Below are 16,404 nucleotides of genomic sequence, written 5' to 3'. Positions count from 1 at the left end.
CGCAGCCGCAGCCGCAGCCGCAGCCGCAGCCGGACGCGGAGCCGGCCGCCGCGTCGGCGGCACCCGTGCGTGACCCGGCTCCGGCTCCCGAGCCGGAGCCCGGCTCCCCCGGCACTACGCGGCCCCCCGTGCTCCAAACCCCGTGGCACAGTGGCAGCAAGCCGCCCATGTACCCGCCCGTCCCCCAGGGACTGCCGGGCGTGGGCGCCGACCCGGAAGCCGCCGTCCTGCCCGACATCGTCGTGGACGGTGCGGCGTACGGTCCCTTGACCGTACGGGCCGTGTCGGTCCGTGGTGACTCCCACCGGTATCTGGGCGAACCCCGGCAGGACGCGCTGTGCGTCACCAGGATCGGCAGCCCCGGCACAGGGGAAATGCTCCTCCTCGCCGTCGCCGACGGTGTCGGGTCCGCGCCCCGCTCACACATCGGGTCCAATGAGGTCTGCCGCCTGGCGGCCATCTACCTGGACAGGGAGGCGGCAGGTCTGTCCGCCGCGCTCGACGCCGGTGACGGAAGGACCTTCGCGGAGCTGGCCGACACAGTGGTGGGCCAGATCGCCGCGCTGGTCACGGACCGGGCGGTGAGTGCCGAGCACGATCCCGGAGCGTACGCCACGACTCTGCGAGCCCTGCTCGTCCCGCTCGACCCCGCCGTACGCAGCCGTGGATTCCTCGCCGTCGGAGACGGCGGAACGTCGCTGCTGCGAGAAGGCGCCTGGCAGCTGGACATCACGGGCGAGGAGGGTGAGGGCTCGGGGATGATCGACACCCGTACGTCCGCCCTCCCGTTCGCCCGCACCGCGGTGACACGGCTACTGGGACCCGCCCGGTCCGGTGACGTTCTCGTGCTCTGCACCGACGGTCTCTCGACCCCCCTGGCGGGAGAACCGCAGATGCGTGAGTTTCTTGGCGCGGCGTGGGGGAGCGGCGACATCCCCGGCCCCGCCGACTTCCTCTGGCAGGCGCAGTTCAGAGTGAAGTCGTACGACGACGACCGCACCGCCGTCGTCCTGTGGGAAGGCACCGCGTGAGCGTTCACGACGGAGCCGACGTACCGTACGCGTCCCTGAAACTGCTCGCCAAGGCCGGCGACGGCGGACAAGGGGAGGTGCACGCGGTCGGCGGTCCCGGAGGGCTCCTGTACAAGAGCTACCGGGAGCCGCACAAGCTCAACGGCGCTGCCCTGGCTGCCCTGGTGTCCCTCCGCCAGGCGCTGGCGGCTGCCGACCGCGACCGGCTCGACCGCGAGACGGCGTGGCCGCTGTGCAGGGTCACCGACGGCGGCCGGGTCACCGGGTTCCTCATGCACAGGGCACCCGACGTCATGACCTGGCAGACGTCCAGGGGGAGCAGCAAGCTCGTTGAGCTGACCTATCTGCTGCATCCCCCCAAGGCCGCCTGGCAGCCGGTCCGCCAGCCCTCTCCCGCGGAGCGGTACACGCTGGCGGTCGTGCTGGTGGAGCTGTTCCAGTGGCTGCACGCGATGGGCCTGGTCATCGGGGACGTGTCCCACGCCAATGTGCTGTGGACCCTGCGTCCGGCCCCGGCCGCGTACCTGCTCGACTGTGACGGAATCCGTCTCGTCGGACAGCGCCCGGTGCTCGACCAGGCGGACACTCCCGACTGGCACGATCCCCTTGCCCCGCCCGGAACGGTTTCCGTCGACAGCGACCGTTACAAGGCCGCACTGATGATCGGCCGGGTTCTCGCCCAGGATGCCTACGCGTCACCGGGCAAGTCGCTGAAGCCTGTGCCGGGAGTACTGGACGACCGCCGGGAGGCGGCGGTGCTGCGCCTGTGGGAGCAGGCGGCCGGTGCGTGCGGAACCCGGCCCGACCTGGGGCAGTGGCGTACCGCTCTGGCCGGACGGGACACGATCAAGCTGATCGCGGCCCGGCCGGCCCCGCGCCCCGCGATCGACCGGTCGAAATTCGACGGCGCCAAGGAGCGGGGCACGATCAGCCTGCGGGACTGAGCACCACGCCGAAGGGGCTGGGACGGTGATCCGTCCCAGCCCCTTCGGCGTACGCACCCGCCGGCTCTAGCTGCCCTTGACGGTGACCTTCTCGTCGTTCTTGAGCTGGTCCACGAGCTGGGCGACCTTCGCCTTGTCCCAGACCAGGTTGCCGCCGTTGCTGCCCGCGATCGGGATGTTCATCGACGTACCCTCGCCGCCCGTGACGCCCTTCATCGCGAAGAACATCTGGCCCAGGGACCACAGGCTCATGTCCTTGTCGACGATGAGCGTGTCGAGGCCGGCGCCCATGGTCGGGTAGAGCTTGAACGGGTTGAGGATCGTGCCCGGCGTCGCCGTCTGGCTCGCCAGGGCCGCCAGGAACTTCTGCTGGTTCTTCGTGCGGTCGAGGTCGCTGCCCGCGAACGCGTACCGCGTGCGGACGAAGGCCAGGGACTGCTCGCCGTCGAGGGTCTGCTTGCCCGCCTGGAAGTCGGCGCCGGACTTCTTGTCCTTGAACGCCTTCGGGATGTCCATCTCCACCCCGCCGATCGCGTCCACGATGTTGGCGAAGCCGGCGAAGCCGATCTCGACGTAGTGGTCGATGCGCAGATTGGTGTTGTGCTCGACGGTACGGACCAGCAGCTCGGGGCCGTCCTCGGCGTACGCCGCGTTCAGCTTCACGCGCCGGCCCTGGGCCGGGAACGTCTTGCCGGACTCCGAGCCGACGAAGGAGGGGATCTCCACGTCCGAGTCGCGCGGCAGCGAGATGAGAGTCGGGCCGTTGGAGCCGTCGTGCAGGATCATCATCGAGTCGGTCCGCTTGCCCTCGGCCGACCCGGTGTGCAGCTTCTTCTTGTCGTCGGCGCTCATGCCCTCGCGGCTGTCGGAGCCGACGATCAGGTAGTTCGTGCCGTCACCGGCCTCCGGCCGGTCGATGACCTTCGCCAGGTCGACCTCGCGCTTGAGCTTGCCGTCCGCCCAGAAGTACGTGCCGATGGAGACGGCGAGGAGCACGACGACGAGCGTCAGTGATCCGACCTTGATACGGCGTCTCCAGTCCGGCGCCGGACCGACGCGCGGCCCGCGGGGCGGGCGGCCGCCACCGCCGTACACCTGGCCGGTGTTGTATCCGTCACCGCGGGAGCCCTGGCCGTAGCCGTCGTCGTACCCCTGCGACTGCGGCGGCACCGGGTGGTGCACCGGAGGCACCGGGGCGGCGGGCGGCGGGACCTGGCCGCGCTGGACATGCCTCATGACCCGCGCGCCCTCGGGCTGCGCGCCGCCGCTGCCGCGTCCGTGCGGGTCGCTGCGGTCGTTCCATCCGTCCGGCCAGTCACTCATGCGGACCAGTGTGCAGGCAGGGGGCGGGTCGCTTACAGGGCGGGTGGGAAATCGGGGCAGGGCTGTTGCAGAGCTGATGCAATGCGCCCCGCGCATAAGGTGGAGGGCATGACAGATCAGCCCCAGCACCCGGAAGGCGATATTCCGGGCAAGCCCACTGCCGCGTCCCGCACCACGCTCAGCCACATCATGACGGGCAGCGACACCAACCTCCTCGGCACGGTGCACGGTGGCGTGATCATGAAGCTGGTGGACGACGCGGCGGGCGCCGTCGCGGGACGGCACTCCGGCGGGCCGGCCGTTACCGCATCCATGGACGAGATGGTCTTCCTGGAGCCGGTCAGGGTCGGGGACCTGGTTCATGTGAAGGCCCAGGTCAACTGGACCGGCCGGTCCTCGATGGAGGTCGGCGTACGGGTCCTGGCCGAGCGCTGGAACGAGTCGACCCCGGCCACGCAGGTCGGCAGCGCCTACCTCGTGTTCGCCGCCGTCGACGCGGACGGCAAGCCCCGCCGCGTACCGCCCGTCGTACCCGAGACGGAGCGCGACCGGCGCCGCTACCAGGAGGCCCAGATCCGGCGCACGCACCGCCTCGCGCGGCGCCGCGCGATCAAGGAGCTGCGGGACAAGCGCGCCGCCGAGGGCCTGGACACGGAAGGCTGACGCGCCGGCCATTGGCCGACGACCAGGTACGGGCCGACGGCCAGGTGCGGGCCGACCACGAGGCGCGGGCCGGCGACGTTACGGGCAGACGACCTGGTCGCCGGTGACCGTGCCGAACTCGCCCCGGTACGGGTCGTCCGCCCGTACCGCCCGCACCCCCTTGAAGTCCGTGCCCGCCAGCACCTTCAGCAGCCCGCCCTGCCCCTCCACCGCGCGCAGGTCGCATCCGGGCAGCGCCGCCTGGAGCGACTTCGCCGAGCGGTCCCAGCGCGGGTCGTACGTGACGAGCGTGCGCTTCACGTCCTGCCGGTCCGCGTCCTCGGGCGCACGGGTGGTCTTGAAGCCGGTGGACCGCAGCGCGTCGTCCACCCGCTTGCCCAGGCCGCGGGTCAGCGTCCCGTTGTAGACCTGTACGGCGATCTGCTGCGGCGCCACCTCGACGACCGTCGTCTTCTTCGCGGGCCGCGGCGGCGCGAGCGGCTTGTCGTCGCGCAGGGCCTGGAACAGCTTCCTGGACTTCTCCTCGTCCCACCTCACGGTCGAGCCGATGCCCTCGACGGGCGGATTGACCCCCGCGACCGGTACGGACGCGAACTCCGACGACGAGGGAGTGAAGCCCCGCATCGCCTGCCCCAGGGCGAGGATCTCCTCCGTACCGAAGCCCTTGTCCGCCCGTACCGAACCGAGCAGCGTGGACGTCACCTCCCGGAACTTCACCGGGTTCAGCAGGACGCCACGCGTGCTCGCCCTGGCGATGAAGGCGGCGAGGAAGCGCTGCTGGCGTTGCATGCGGCTGAAGTCGGAGGCGCCGTCGATGTGCCGGGAGCGTACGTACTGGAGGGCCTGGCCGCCGTCCAGCCGGTGGGTGCCGACGGGCAGGTCGAGGCCGGTGTAGTCGTCCTTGAGCGGGCGGACCGTGCAGACCTCCACCCCGCCGAGCACGTCGACCGTCTTCATGAAACTGGTGAAGTCGACCTCCAGATAGTGGTCGATCTTCACCTTCGTCATGTGCTCCACGGTCCGTACCGTGAGTCCGGGACCGCCTTCCGCGTACGCCGCGTTGAGCTTCGCCGGGTGCGCGTTGTGGTGCTTGCCCGTGGACCGGTCGGTGTGCTCGGGCACCTGGGCGTAGCTGTCGCGCGGCAGGCTCACGATGCTCGCCCGCTCCCGGTCGGCGGAGATGTGCACCACCATGATCGTGTCGGTGCAGTGGCAGGGTTCACCGCCCAGCCGGTACTTCCGCTTCTCCTCCGGCGTGATCTTGTCGCGGCCGTCGGTGCCGACGAGGAGGATGTTCGTGCCGTGGCCGGCCGCGGGGCGGTTCTTCATGTCCTTGAACGGGTCGACCCGCTCGATGCCGGTCTCCATCCCCGTGACGACCGCGTGACCGATGCCTCCCGCGCACAGCACCAGGACCGAGATCGTGGTGAACAGGCGCATCGACCACTGCGGGCGCTCGTCCTGCCTTCGGCTGCGGCCCTGCGGTGGACGGGGCGACTTGGGCACGTGGGAAACCTCCGCGAAGGCAAGGGGGGATCACGGGCAACGTAAGCCCATACGATCAACGACTCCGGGCAGCGACGCGGCTGCCGCGCGACCGTGTCCCCCGTTCGCGGTAACGTGACCCCGATATGAACGCCACACCCGCAGTCTCCGTGATCATGCCGGTCCTCAATGAGGAGCGGCATCTGCGCAACTCGGTCCGTCACATCCTGGAGCAGGATTACGACGGCGAGATGGAGGTGGTGATCGCGATCGGCCCGTCCTCGGACCGGACCGAGGAGATCGCCGCCGAGCTGGTACGGGAGACCGCCTCCAGCACACGCGCCCGCGTCCACACCGTCCCGAACCCCACGGGCCGTACCCCAGCGGCGCTGAACGCCGCCATCAAGGCCTCCCGGCACCCCATCGTGGTGCGGGTCGACGGCCACGGGATGCTCTCGCCGAACTACATCGCGACCGCCGTACGCCTCCTGGAGGAGACCGGCGCGCAGAACGTCGGCGGCATCATGCACGCCGAGGGTGAGAACGCCTGGGAGGACGCGGTCGCGGCCGCGATGACCTCGAAGATCGGCGTCGGCAACGCGGCGTTCCACACGGGCGGCGAGGCCGGGCCCGCCGACACCGTCTACCTGGGTGTCTTCCGCCGCGAGGCCCTCGAACAGCAGGGCGGGTACAACGAGGAGTTCATCCGCGCCCAGGACTGGGAGCTGAACTTCCGGATCCGCGAGGCGGGCGGCCTGATCTGGTTCTCGCCCGAGCTGCGCGTCCAGTACCGCCCGAGGCCCTCCGTCAGGGCCCTCGCCAAGCAGTACAAGGAATACGGCCGCTGGCGCCACGTCGTCGCCCGCTACCACGCCGGCTCCATCAACCTGCGCTACCTCGCCCCGCCGACCGCGGTCTGCGCGATCGCCGCGGGCATCGTCGTCGGCGCCGCGCTCACGCCGTGGGGCTTCGTGGTCCCGGCCGGCTACCTGGCCGCGATCACGGCGGGCTCGGTCCCGGCGGGCAAGGGCCTGTCGCTGAAGGCACGGGCGCGGATCCCGGTCGCCCTGGCGACGATGCACATGTCGTGGGGTTACGGCTTTCTGACGAGCCCCCGATCCCTCGCGAAGAAGGTCATCGCGAGCCGCCGCCCGGCGGTGCGGACGGCTGCGGCCGAGGCGCGGACCCAGGCGTAGTACGTACGAGGAAAAGCCCCGGCCACGCGGTATGCGCGTGGCCGGGGCTTTGTCGTATCACCGCACCCGCTACCAGGTGAAGCCCGGCTGCACCTCCATGCACGCCCCGGTGTCCTCGCCGTTCAGCGCGCGGCCGGACTTGAGGGCTTCGTCCTTGCCCTTGTCGTCGTCCTTCGCCGCCGACTTGGGGTACGTGCTGCCGGTGCGCCAGTCGGCGCCCACGACCAGCGTGACGCCCGAGACGTCGGTGGACTTCTTCACCGAACCGGCCGGCAGGCCCAGGGACTTGGCGACCGCCCGGGCGTCGCCCTCCAGGTCGACGCTCGGGAAGTAGACCGTCGTCCGCTCCTGCGGGTTGCGCTGCGTGTCGGCCTTCGCCTGCGTGAAGCCCTTCTCGGCGAGTACGCCGGCGACCGCGGCGGCGCGTCCCGTCGCCGCTCCGAGGGCGTCCGTGTAGGTGCCGTTCTGCACCATGATCCCGATCTCCGCGTCCGGGGCGGCCGGGTCCTTGGATGCCTTGGGCTTCTGCTTCTTCGACGCCTTGCCGTCCAGCGGGGTGTCCTCGCGGACCATCTCGAAGAGCAACTCGGCCTCGCCCGGCTTGGGGAGGACCCGGCCGCCTTGAGGTATCCACGGCATGGTGGCCATGGTGATGCGGGCTGCCGGGACCTTCTTGAGCTCCTCGCCGAGGTCGTACAGCTTCTTGACGGTGTCGAGCCGCTCGTCGACGGTGAGCGCCCGCGTCGCGGACTCGGCCAGCTTGCGCAGCTTGTTCGGGTCGCTGAGCTTCGTGCTCTTCTTCAGCTCGCGGACCATCGAATTCATGTACATGTGCTGGGCGTGCGTACGGGCGAGGTCGGTGCCGTCCTCGAAGCCGTAACGGGTCCGCAGCCACTGGAGGGCCTGCTCGCCCTTGATGTAGGTCGTGCCCTTCTTCAGCTTCAGGCCCGAGCCCTTGCCTTCGGGGTTGCGGGATTCGACGTTGTCCGTGACGCAGACCGGGACGCCGCCGATGGCGTCCGCCATGGAGACCACACCGGAGAAGTCGATCATCATGAAGTGGTCGATGGTGATGCCGGTCAGCTCGTACCAGGTCGCGACCGTACAGCCAGGACCGCCGCGACCGAGACTCTCGTTCGTCATCCGCAGATTCGTGGTCGCCGGATAGACCTTATCCGTTTCCGGGTCCGTGCACTTGGGCATCTTCAGCAGCGTGTCGCGCGGCATGCTGATCACCGAGATGTTGCTGCGGTCGGCGGAGAGATGCAGCAGCATCTGTACGTCGGCGAGCGGCGGGCTGTCGAAGGTGTCCTTGGCGCCGCCGAGCCGCTTGTTCTCGTCGGAGTTACGCGCGTCCGAGCCGATGAGCAGGATGTTCAGCGGGGTCTGGCCCGCCGCGTTGACCTGGTGACCGGCCATGGGCTTGTCACCGAGGTTGAGTTCTTCCTTTCTCAGGATGCTGTTGAGGTGGCGGTAATAGAGGTATCCGGCGCCGGCCGTGCCGAGTATCAGCAGGGACAGCACGGCGGCGACCCAGCGCAGGACCCGCCGTTTGCCGCGACTGCCGCGCCGCTGCCCGCTCCCGCGCTGCCGGGGCGGCCCGGTGCCGCCGGCGGCGCGGCTCACCGGGGCCGGCGCCGTGCCGTCCGCCGCCCCGGCCGGCCCGTCCTCGTACAGGCTGTCGTCCCAGCCTCGTTCGCCGGCGTCCCGGACGCCGCGCCGCGTCCTCACCCCACGCACGCTGTTCTGCCCCACCCCTGGCCCCCCTGTCGCTCAGGCGCGCCGCATCATCCGGTGACCCGGTTTCACTTGGCGCAGATCTTCTTGTCTGCTTCGACCTTGTCCACCTCGGGCGCCTTCACCGGACCCGAGATGGGCACCCCCTCGCCCTTGAAGTCGGCGCCGAGAGTCAGGACCATCGCCTGCATCTCGCCGGCGTCCTCGGTGCCCTTCTTGAGCGCCGTGGCGGGCAGACCCATCAAATCCGCGAGCTTGCGTGCCTGGTCGGCCTGGTTCGGTGCGTACTCAAGAGTAGTCTTGTCGATCTTCTCCGGGGCGTTGCTCTTGTTGGTCGACTTGAGCACGCCCTTCTCGACCTGCAGCCAGTTGAGGGTCTTCTGCGCGGCTCCGGCGGTCTCGCTGCCGTTGTAGACGTCGACGCGCACCTCGGAGGCTTCCGCCCTCGGGCCCTTGAGCAGCGCGGCCTGCTTGCCCTTGGCGGCCTTCTCCTTCTTCTTCACCTCGGTGAAGGAGGTGTCAGTCTGGATCATGCTGAAGACCTGGGGTGCCTTCACCGGGTCCAGTACGACGGTCGCCCTGACCTGCTCATTGGGGTTGTCGATCACGGGGATCGTCGTAAACGTGATGTTCTTGAGGTTGATCCGGCCCAGTTCCTCGGCGAGACCGGTCAGCTTCGGGATGTCACCGATCGCCTTGTCCACCGTGAGCGCTTTGGTGGCCGCGTCCGCGAGCGCGAGCATCCTCTTCGGGTTGCCGAGGGTCTCTTCCTTCATCTTGCGGATCATCGAGGCGATGAACTGCTGCTGCATCTTGATCCGGTCGAGGTCGCTCTCGTTGCCGAGGCCGTGCCGGTTGCGGAGGAACGCGAGCGCGTCCTCGCCCTCCAGCGTGTGGTCCCCCGCCGCCAGATCGAGCTTGGAGTACTGGTCGTCCTTGATGGGCTCGGTCAAACAGACGTCTACACCGTCGATAGCGCTGGTCAGCGTCTTGACCGCGTTGAAGTCGGCCATCATGAAGTGGTCGACCGGGATGCCCGTGAGCTGCTTGACCGTGCGCATGGTGCAGCCCGGATCACGGCCGGCCACGCCGAAGCTCTCGTTGAACTTCGTGTACGCCTTGCCGGGAATGATCTTTGACGAGCCGTCCGGCTGCTTGGTGGGGCAGTCGGGGATGTCGGTCTTCAGGTCGCGGGGGATGCTCAGAGCGGTCGCGTTGGTGCGGTCCTCGGACACGTGGAAGAGGAACGTCGTGTCGGCGTGACCTGTGGTGTTCTCCCGGTCCCCGTAGCCCTCGTTGCCCTTGCCCGTGCGCTTGTCCGTGCCGATGATCAGGATGTTGAGCGGCCCGTCCTTCAGGGAGCCGCCGTTGGCGGCGTCACCGACGTCGACCGAGTTGATGTTCCCGTTGAGGCGGTCGTAGACGACGTACGCGCCGACCGAGACGCCGACGAGCACGAAGCCCATGACGCCGCCGGTCCACAGCATCGCCTTCTTCTTGCCGGACTTCTTCGCCTTGCGCTTGCGCCGGCCGGCCTGCGGGTCGGAACCGCCGGAGCCCCTGCCGTCGGAGCCGTTCGCGGCCCGGCGACTGCGCTGGACCGGAACCTGCCGCCGGGGGGTGGCGGTTGCCTCCCGTACGGCGCCTCTTCTGGACCGGGGACCCCGGGGAGGAGATGCCGGTGACTGCCCTGCGGATTGGTCCAGTCGCAATTCGTAATCACCGGTGGCCGGGTTGAGCACCCACTGGTCTGCGGGGTCGATTTCGTCGGCCCGCCCACGGTTTTGCGCATCCACGGTTGCTTGAGTCCTCCGTCGGGTGCCACACGAGGCGCCTCCCCCAGGCCCTCTGGCGTTCTTTCCAGCAGTGCGACCTCAGGGCCGGAAGCACCGGATCGCGTCACACTATCTGCCCAGTTCAGCGCGGAGCGACGTCCGTGACAAATTCCACTCCCCTTACAACTGGGCAATACGCCCAATCCAGCTCTGTTGATTGGCCGACCTTGGCCATGGCTTTACTCGCACTCGTCCGTGGCGGCATTGCTGCCGGTGAAAGTCGGCGTCGGAGCCGGACTCTCCGAGCCCACATCGTCCGGCTTCTCGTCGGCCGGAGACCCGCCTTCCTTGTCCGGCTTCCCGGAGTCCGCCGGTACGACCGAGACGGGCGCGTCCTCACGCAGTTGCTCGAACAGGCGGCCCGCGGCCGGCTCGACGAGCTCGTCGCGGTTCGGGTCTCGCGCGTACGGCTGCCGGGGCACCGTCATGAACTGCACCTGCGCGGTGGGGATGTCCCGCATGCCGCGCACGAGGTTGTACAGGTCCTTGAGCGAATTGAGCCCCGGATCGGTCGTGAGGGACTTCGTCGCCTCGTCGAGCACCGGGTAGAGCCTGGTCGGATTGAGCAGTACGCCGTTGCTCTGCACCTTGTTCACCAGCGCGCCGAGGAAGCGCTGCTGGCGTTCCATGCGCTCGGTGTCGCTGCCGTCGCCGATGGTCTTGCGGGCCCGTACGAAGCCGAGGGCCTGCTCGCCGTTCAGCTTCTGGCGGCCCTTGTCCAGGCGCAGAAGAGCGTCGTCGTCGTCGATCGGCTCCTTGAGGCAGATCACGACGCCTTTCACCGCGTCGACCATCCCCTTGAAGCCGGCGAAGTCGATGACCATGTGGTGGTCCACGCGGATGCCGGTGAGCCGCTCGACCGTACGGATCGTGCACGCCGTACCGCCCGACTCGAACGCCGAGTTGAACTGGGTGAACTGCTTCTTCGTGCGCGAGCCGTCGGGCTTGCGGCAGCTCGGGATTTCCACCATCAGGTCGCGCGGCAGCGAGACGGCGGTCGCGCTCTTACGGTCCCCGGCCAGGTGGAGCAGGATCGTCGTGTCCGAGCGCTGGGTGCCCTTGTCCGGGCCGTACTTGCGATTGTCCTTGCCGGAACGGGTGTCGGAGCCGATGAGCAGGATGTTCTGGGCGTCCAGCGCGATCGGCGTGGGGCGTTCCCTCTCGTACGCCTCCAGCTCGGCGGCGGCGGTGGTGTCCGTGGTGATGTTGCCGTCGAGCTTCCGGTAGAGCCACGAGCCGACGCCGGCCGCGAGGAGGAGTACGAAGGAGGCGCCGAGGGCGGTCCAACGAAGCCAGCGCCGCGCGTCGTTGGCGTCAGGGCCGGCATCGGCGCGACGGCCTTCCCAGCCCCGGCCCTCGCCTTCCCCCGTACCCTCCGTGGCCCGGTCCTTCGCCTCGTCCTCCCCGGCCGGGTTGTCCGGTCGGGAGGGCGTGCCAGCACTGTCGGTCACGTCTGCGTCCATCCTTCACGGAGTCGGCGGCGCGCTGGGGCCGCCGGTCGCAGGGGTAGACGGCTGAACCTCGCGCTTGGTTGTGCGGTGCGTACCGTCGATCATCTACCGGAGTCCGGCGCTCCGGCCGGAGGGCTCGGCAGCCGGTGGGCCGGACGGGTGGCCTTCAGGGCGCTTGTAGTACCGCCGTGTTGGTGACCCGCTCGCTCTCGATCCGCTGGGCGAGGCCGTCTTCGGAGAGCCGGCCGAGATTCCGGCAGAGCACCACGGAACCCCCGACCGCGAGCGGCGCGAAGAGGCCCGAGGACAGCCCCTCCCAGGTGTCGTACGCCAGCCCCGACAGCACGCGTGCCCCACGGCCGAGCCCGAGGGTTTCCGCGTCCGCGCGCGCCCGGTCGACCAGCTCGGCGCCCGTGAGTTCCGTACCGCCGACGCGCAGCGCGGGCTCATCCGGGTCCACGGGGGCGTACGGCGCGAAACGGTCGCCCTGCCCCGGCACCTCGACGGCGTAGTCCGCGAACCCGGCCGGCGACTGCGGGAAGCGGCCTCCCAGGGGGCGCAGGGCGAGCGCCACGCGCTCCCCGCCGCAGGCCCGCGCCTCCTCCAGCGTGTCGGGCCCGCTGACCACCAGATCGGCGCCGGCCGGGTCCGCGCCCACGTCGGCGACCACACCGACGGACGAACAGGCGAGCAGCCAGACGGCGGTCTGCCAGTGCGCGGGCAGCAGCAGCGCGAGCCGGTCGCCGGGGGCGGCGGCGAGGTCGCCCTGGAGCAGATTGGCGGTCTTGGCCACCCAATTGGCGAAGGTGGCGACGGACAGTTCCACGCGCTCGCCGGTGGCGTCGTCGTAGAAGGTGACCAGGGGGTGGGCCGGGTCCGCGGCGAGCGCGGATCGCAGCAGGTCGGCGGGGGTGCGATCGGTGGCGTTCACTCGCGCAAGAGTACGCCGCGCCTTCGTGCGGAGGGTTGCGCCGCCGGGGTGCGGGAGGGGCGGCCGTACACCGGTTCGGCCGACGAACCGTCAATTCCCCAATGGACATATTTGTCTGGTTATGTCCAAGATCTGCTTCATGCGTGCATTCCTTGCTTCCGCGATCGGAGTCGCGTGCACCGCCGCTCTGGTCCTGCCCACCGCTGCCCTCGCCGCTCCGGCCCCCGCCGTCCCCGCAAGTGCGGCGCCACCGGGCTCCACCCAGTCACTGCCACTCGTGCCACTTCTGTCGGACGCTCCGGGGGACGACCGGGCCGCGGGCACCGTCCCGCAGGGCCTGACGGAGCGTGACGCCAAGCCGTTCTCCCTGGTCGGGGTCATCTGGAACGACCCCGAGGCCGAACTCCACGGCACGGTCCAGGTCCGTACCCGCTCCACCGGGACGGGAGCCTGGTCCGGCTGGCAGTTCCTGCAGACGCACCATCACGAGCACGCCGCCGACCCCGGTACGGTGGAGCGCGAGACAGGGAAGGTCCGCGGCTCGACCGCGCCCCTGTGGGTCGGCGCGAGTGACGGCGTAGAGGTACGGGTACGGCCCGAACGCGACGCAGCCGTACGCGGCGCCGCCCCCGCCCCGCTCCCGTCCGGCCTGCGCCTCGAACTGGTGGACCCCGGCGACGACCCCCCTGCGGGCACGACGACCACCGCCGCTGACGCCGCCGAAGACAACGCCGACGACGCGGCCGCCCAGACCGGCGCCGCCGACGACGCGGACGACCCCCGGACCTCGGTCCTGACCGCGGAGGACGCCGCGGCCTCGGCGGTCAACGCCGACCTCGTACCGCTCGGCGCCACCGAAGTACCGGCCCTCAGCAAGGCGGAGACGGAGGCCCAGACCTTCGTACTCGGCGGAAAGCCCCGCATCGGACCCCGCCCGCGCATCGTCACCCGCAAGGGATGGGGCGCGAACGAGCAGCTCCGCGAGCGCAACTTCGTCTACACCAAACGCGTCAAGGTGGCCTTCGTGCACCACAGCGCGACCGGGAACAACTACAGCTGTTCGCAGGCCGACTCCGTCCTGCGCAGTATCTACCGCTACCACGTCAAAAGCAGTGGCTGGCGTGACCTCGGCTACAACTTCGCCATCGACAAGTGCGGGAACATCTACGAAGGCCGGGCCGGGGGAGTGGCCAAGCCCGTCATGGGGGCGCACACTCTCGGTTTCAACACCAACAGCACGGGCATCGCTGTCCTCGGCACATACAGCAAGACCAAACCACCCGCCGCCGTGGTGAAGGCAGTTGCCGGCCTCGCCGCCTGGAAGCTCGGTCTGTACGGCGCCGACCCGCGCGCGATGACCACGCTCAAGTCCGGTGGCGGAAACCGCTACAAGAAGGGCACCATCGCCAAACTCCATGTCATTTCCGGACACCGCGACGGAGTATCCACCGACTGTCCGGGAGTCCACCTCTACAGCAAGCTCGACGAGGCCCGGGCCGACTCGGCCCGACTTCAGGGCCGCTGACGGGGCGGCCGGGGCCTGTCGAACGGTCTGCATACACTGGCCTGCCCGTACCCGGCCGGCCCCAGCAGGAAGCAGAGACGACAAGGTGACTGAAGCGATCCTCCTGGTCGGCGGCAAGGGCACCCGGCTGCGCCCGCTCACCGTGCACACGCCGAAGCCGATGGTCCCGGCGGCAGGCGTGCCCTTCCTCACCCACCAGCTGGCCCGCGCGCGGGCGGCCGGAGTCGAACACATCGTCCTCGCGACGTCGTACCTCGCCGAAGTCTTCGAGCCGTACTTCGGCGACGGCTCCGCGCTGGGCCTGCACCTGGAGTACGTCACCGACGAAGAACCACTGGGCACCGGCGGCGCGATCCGCAACGTGGCGTCGCGCCTCCACTCGTCCCCCGACGACCCGGTCCTCATCTTCAACGGCGACATCCTCACGGGCCTCGACATCGGTGCCCTGGTCTCCACGCACACCACATCGGGCGCGGACGTCTCCCTGCACCTCACCAGGGTCGAGGACCCCAGAGCCTTCGGCCTCGTCCCCACCGACCCCACGGGCCGGGTGACGGCGTTCCTCGAAAAGCCCCAGACCCCCGAGGAGATCGTCACCGACCAGATCAACGCGGGGGCGTACGTCTTCCGCCGCTCGGTCATAGACACGATCCCCGCGGGCCGCCCCGTCTCGGTGGAACGCGAGACCTTCCCGGACCTCCTGTCCTGCGGAGCACACCTCCAGGGCATGGTCGACTCGACGTACTGGCTGGACCTGGGCACCCCCCAGGCCTTCGTCCGGGGCTCGGCCGACCTGGTACTGGGCCGGGCCCCGTCCCCGGCGGTGCCGGGCCGCTGCGGCGACCGCCTGGTCCTGCCGACCGCGTCCGTCGCCACGGACGCGAAGCTGACCGGCGGCACGGTGGTGGGGGAGGGCGCGGTAGTGGGCGAGGGCGCCCGCATCGACGGAAGCGCGATCCTCGCCGGGGCTGTGATCGGCGCGGGCGCGGTGATCACCGACTCCCTCATCGGCGCGGGCGCCCGGGTCGGCGCCCGTACGGTCGTGTCCGGCGCGGTGGTCGGGGACGGCGCGACGGTGGGCGCGGACAACGAGCTGCGCGAGGGCGTACGGGTGTGGTGCGGCGCATCGCTCCCCGACGCGGCGCTGCGCTTCTCGTCGGACCAGTAAACGGCCGGCAGCACCCGCCCCACGAAACCCGTAGGCTCGAAGCCACGCACCCCTCCCGCCCCAAAGGACCACCACCGTGTCAGGCCGCTTCGCGCCCCGCCCCGTAACCCGCACCACGGTGCGGGACGGCGACACGACGGTCCCTCCCCAGACACCACGCGAACCCCCCGCGGGCACGCAGGCCGGACCCGCCCGGACCCGGACCTGGACGCCACCGTGGCCACTGGACCTGGGCCTGGTCCTCGGACCACTCCGCCGCGGCCCGGCCGACCCGACGTTCCGTACGACCCCCGACGGCGCCTTCTGGCGGACGTCCCGCACACCGGCGGGCCCGGGCACCCTGCGGGTGGCCGCACGCGGCGGTGCGGTGGAGGCGACGGCCTGGGGCGAGGGAGCCGAACAACTCCTCGACCAGCTCCCGCCCCTCCTGGGGTCGCTGGACGACCCTTCCGCCTTCGAGCCGCGGCACCGCGTGGTCGCCGAGACCTGGCGCCGCCGCCCCGGCCTGCGGCTGGGCCGCACCGGCCAGGTCCTCGAATCGCTGATCCCGTCCATCCTGGAGCAGAAGGTCACGACGGACGAGGCCTACCGGGCGTGGCGCCTGCTGCTGCGCAAGTACGGCGAACCCGCGCCCGGCCCGGTGGACGGCCGCATGCACGTCATGCCCTGCCCCCGCACCTGGTCCCTGATCCCCTCCTGGGAGTGGCACCGGGCAGGCGTCGACAGCAAACGCTCGGCGACGATCCTGCGAGCGGTACGGGTGGCGAGGCGCCTGGAGGAGGCGTCCGAGATGCCCCTTGTTGAGGCCTCGGCCCGCCTGCAACTGATCCCGGGCATCGGCCCCTGGACGGCGGCGGAGACCCTGCAACGCAGCAACGGAGCCCCTGACGCGGTGTCGGTGGGCGACTACCACCTCCCCAGCATGGTCGGCTACGCCCTGGCGGGCGACCGCGACGCGGACGACGAGGCGATGCTGGAACTCCTGGCCCCGTACGCCGGCCAACGCCACCGAGCGGCCCGCCTGATCCTCCTCTCCGGCACCACCCCGCCCCGCCGGGCCCCCCGAATGACCCCGCGCAACATAGCCGCGCTCTAACGACCAACCCCCAACCCCG

13 protein-coding genes are annotated in these 16,404 nt (G+C 70.3%); 7 read left to right on the top strand and 6 right to left on the bottom strand.

What is annotated here, in order from left to right; all coding sequences use genetic code 11:
* Positions 1-1,031, top strand: a 1,031-nt coding sequence (locus tag G412_RS33005) for a protein phosphatase 2C domain-containing protein (protein WP_208857835.1), incomplete at its 5' end; no start/stop codon positions are given.
* On the top strand, positions 1,028-1,975 hold the full coding sequence (locus G412_RS0102890; protein WP_028810754.1) for a hypothetical protein: 948 nt from the start codon (positions 1,028-1,030) through the stop codon (positions 1,973-1,975). The genes G412_RS33005 and G412_RS0102890, both read left to right, overlap by 4 nt.
* A gap of 66 nt (positions 1,976-2,041) precedes the next feature.
* Here G412_RS0102890 and G412_RS0102885 read toward each other — a convergent pair whose 3' ends face one another.
* A complete protein-coding gene (locus G412_RS0102885) occupies positions 2,042-3,298 on the bottom strand; it encodes an LCP family protein (RefSeq protein WP_028810753.1) in 1,257 nt (418 codons plus the stop codon).
* A 108-nt stretch (positions 3,299-3,406) separates the two neighbouring features.
* Between G412_RS0102885 and G412_RS0102880 the strand changes: the two genes are divergently transcribed.
* Positions 3,407-3,961, top strand: coding sequence for an acyl-CoA thioesterase (locus G412_RS0102880; RefSeq protein WP_028810752.1), 555 nt, complete (start codon positions 3,407-3,409; stop codon positions 3,959-3,961).
* Positions 3,962-4,039: 78 nt separating this feature from the next.
* Here the strand turns inward: G412_RS0102880 and G412_RS0102875 are convergent, their stop codons facing one another.
* A complete protein-coding gene (locus G412_RS0102875; protein WP_244282831.1) occupies positions 4,040-5,467 on the bottom strand; it encodes an LCP family protein in 1,428 nt (475 codons plus the stop codon).
* A gap of 125 nt (positions 5,468-5,592) precedes the next feature.
* Between G412_RS0102875 and G412_RS0102870 the strand changes: the two genes are divergently transcribed.
* Positions 5,593-6,642, top strand: coding sequence for a glycosyltransferase family 2 protein (locus tag G412_RS0102870; protein WP_028810750.1), 1,050 nt, complete (start codon positions 5,593-5,595; stop codon positions 6,640-6,642).
* A 69-nt stretch (positions 6,643-6,711) separates the two neighbouring features.
* Here G412_RS0102870 and G412_RS0102865 read toward each other — a convergent pair whose 3' ends face one another.
* From G412_RS0102865 to G412_RS0102850, 4 genes are all read right to left on the bottom strand, one after another.
* Complete coding sequence (locus G412_RS0102865; RefSeq protein ID WP_244282853.1) at positions 6,712-8,382, bottom strand: LCP family protein; 1,671 nt, start codon at positions 8,380-8,382, stop codon at positions 6,712-6,714.
* Positions 8,383-8,447: 65 nt separating this feature from the next.
* A complete protein-coding gene (locus tag G412_RS0102860) occupies positions 8,448-10,175 on the bottom strand; it encodes an LCP family protein (protein WP_028810748.1) in 1,728 nt (575 codons plus the stop codon).
* A gap of 218 nt (positions 10,176-10,393) precedes the next feature.
* On the bottom strand, positions 10,394-11,677 hold the full coding sequence (locus tag G412_RS33000) for an LCP family protein (protein ID WP_078606756.1): 1,284 nt from the start codon (positions 11,675-11,677) through the stop codon (positions 10,394-10,396).
* 154 nt (positions 11,678-11,831) lie between these two features.
* A complete protein-coding gene (locus G412_RS0102850; RefSeq protein ID WP_028810747.1) occupies positions 11,832-12,596 on the bottom strand; it encodes a TIGR03089 family protein in 765 nt (254 codons plus the stop codon).
* A gap of 139 nt (positions 12,597-12,735) precedes the next feature.
* Between G412_RS0102850 and G412_RS0102845 the strand changes: the two genes are divergently transcribed.
* From G412_RS0102845 to G412_RS0102835, 3 genes are all read left to right on the top strand, one after another.
* On the top strand, positions 12,736-14,121 hold the full coding sequence (locus G412_RS0102845; RefSeq protein WP_028810746.1) for a peptidoglycan recognition protein family protein: 1,386 nt from the start codon (positions 12,736-12,738) through the stop codon (positions 14,119-14,121).
* 85 nt (positions 14,122-14,206) lie between these two features.
* Entirely contained in the window at positions 14,207-15,289 is a 1,083-nt protein-coding gene (manB, locus tag G412_RS0102840) for a mannose-1-phosphate guanylyltransferase (RefSeq protein WP_028810745.1), read from the top strand.
* Between the two features lie 76 nt (positions 15,290-15,365).
* Entirely contained in the window at positions 15,366-16,385 is a 1,020-nt protein-coding gene (locus G412_RS0102835) for a DNA-3-methyladenine glycosylase family protein (RefSeq protein ID WP_028810744.1), read from the top strand.
* Positions 16,386-16,404: the final 19 nt, after the last annotated feature.

Source organism: Streptomyces flavidovirens DSM 40150 (assembly GCF_000429085.1).
GTDB classification, from domain to species: domain Bacteria; phylum Actinomycetota; class Actinomycetes; order Streptomycetales; family Streptomycetaceae; genus Streptomyces; species Streptomyces flavidovirens.
Note: the sequence above shows the minus strand (reverse complement) of the source record. Positions and strands in the feature narration are given on the sequence as shown.

Excerpts from the sequence above, each read along its gene's own strand:
- G412_RS0102885 (WP_028810753.1), bottom strand. The coding sequence starts at position 3,298 with ATGAGTGACTGGCCGGACGGATGGAACGACCGCAGCGACCCGCACGGA.
- G412_RS0102845 (WP_028810746.1), top strand. The coding sequence starts at position 12,736 with ATGCGTGCATTCCTTGCTTCCGCGATCGGAGTCGCGTGCACCGCCGCT.
- G412_RS0102880 (WP_028810752.1), top strand. The coding sequence starts at position 3,407 with ATGACAGATCAGCCCCAGCACCCGGAAGGCGATATTCCGGGCAAGCCC.
- G412_RS33000 (WP_078606756.1), bottom strand. The coding sequence starts at position 11,677 with ATGGACGCAGACGTGACCGACAGTGCTGGCACGCCCTCCCGACCGGAC.
- G412_RS0102870 (WP_028810750.1), top strand. The coding sequence starts at position 5,593 with ATGAACGCCACACCCGCAGTCTCCGTGATCATGCCGGTCCTCAATGAG.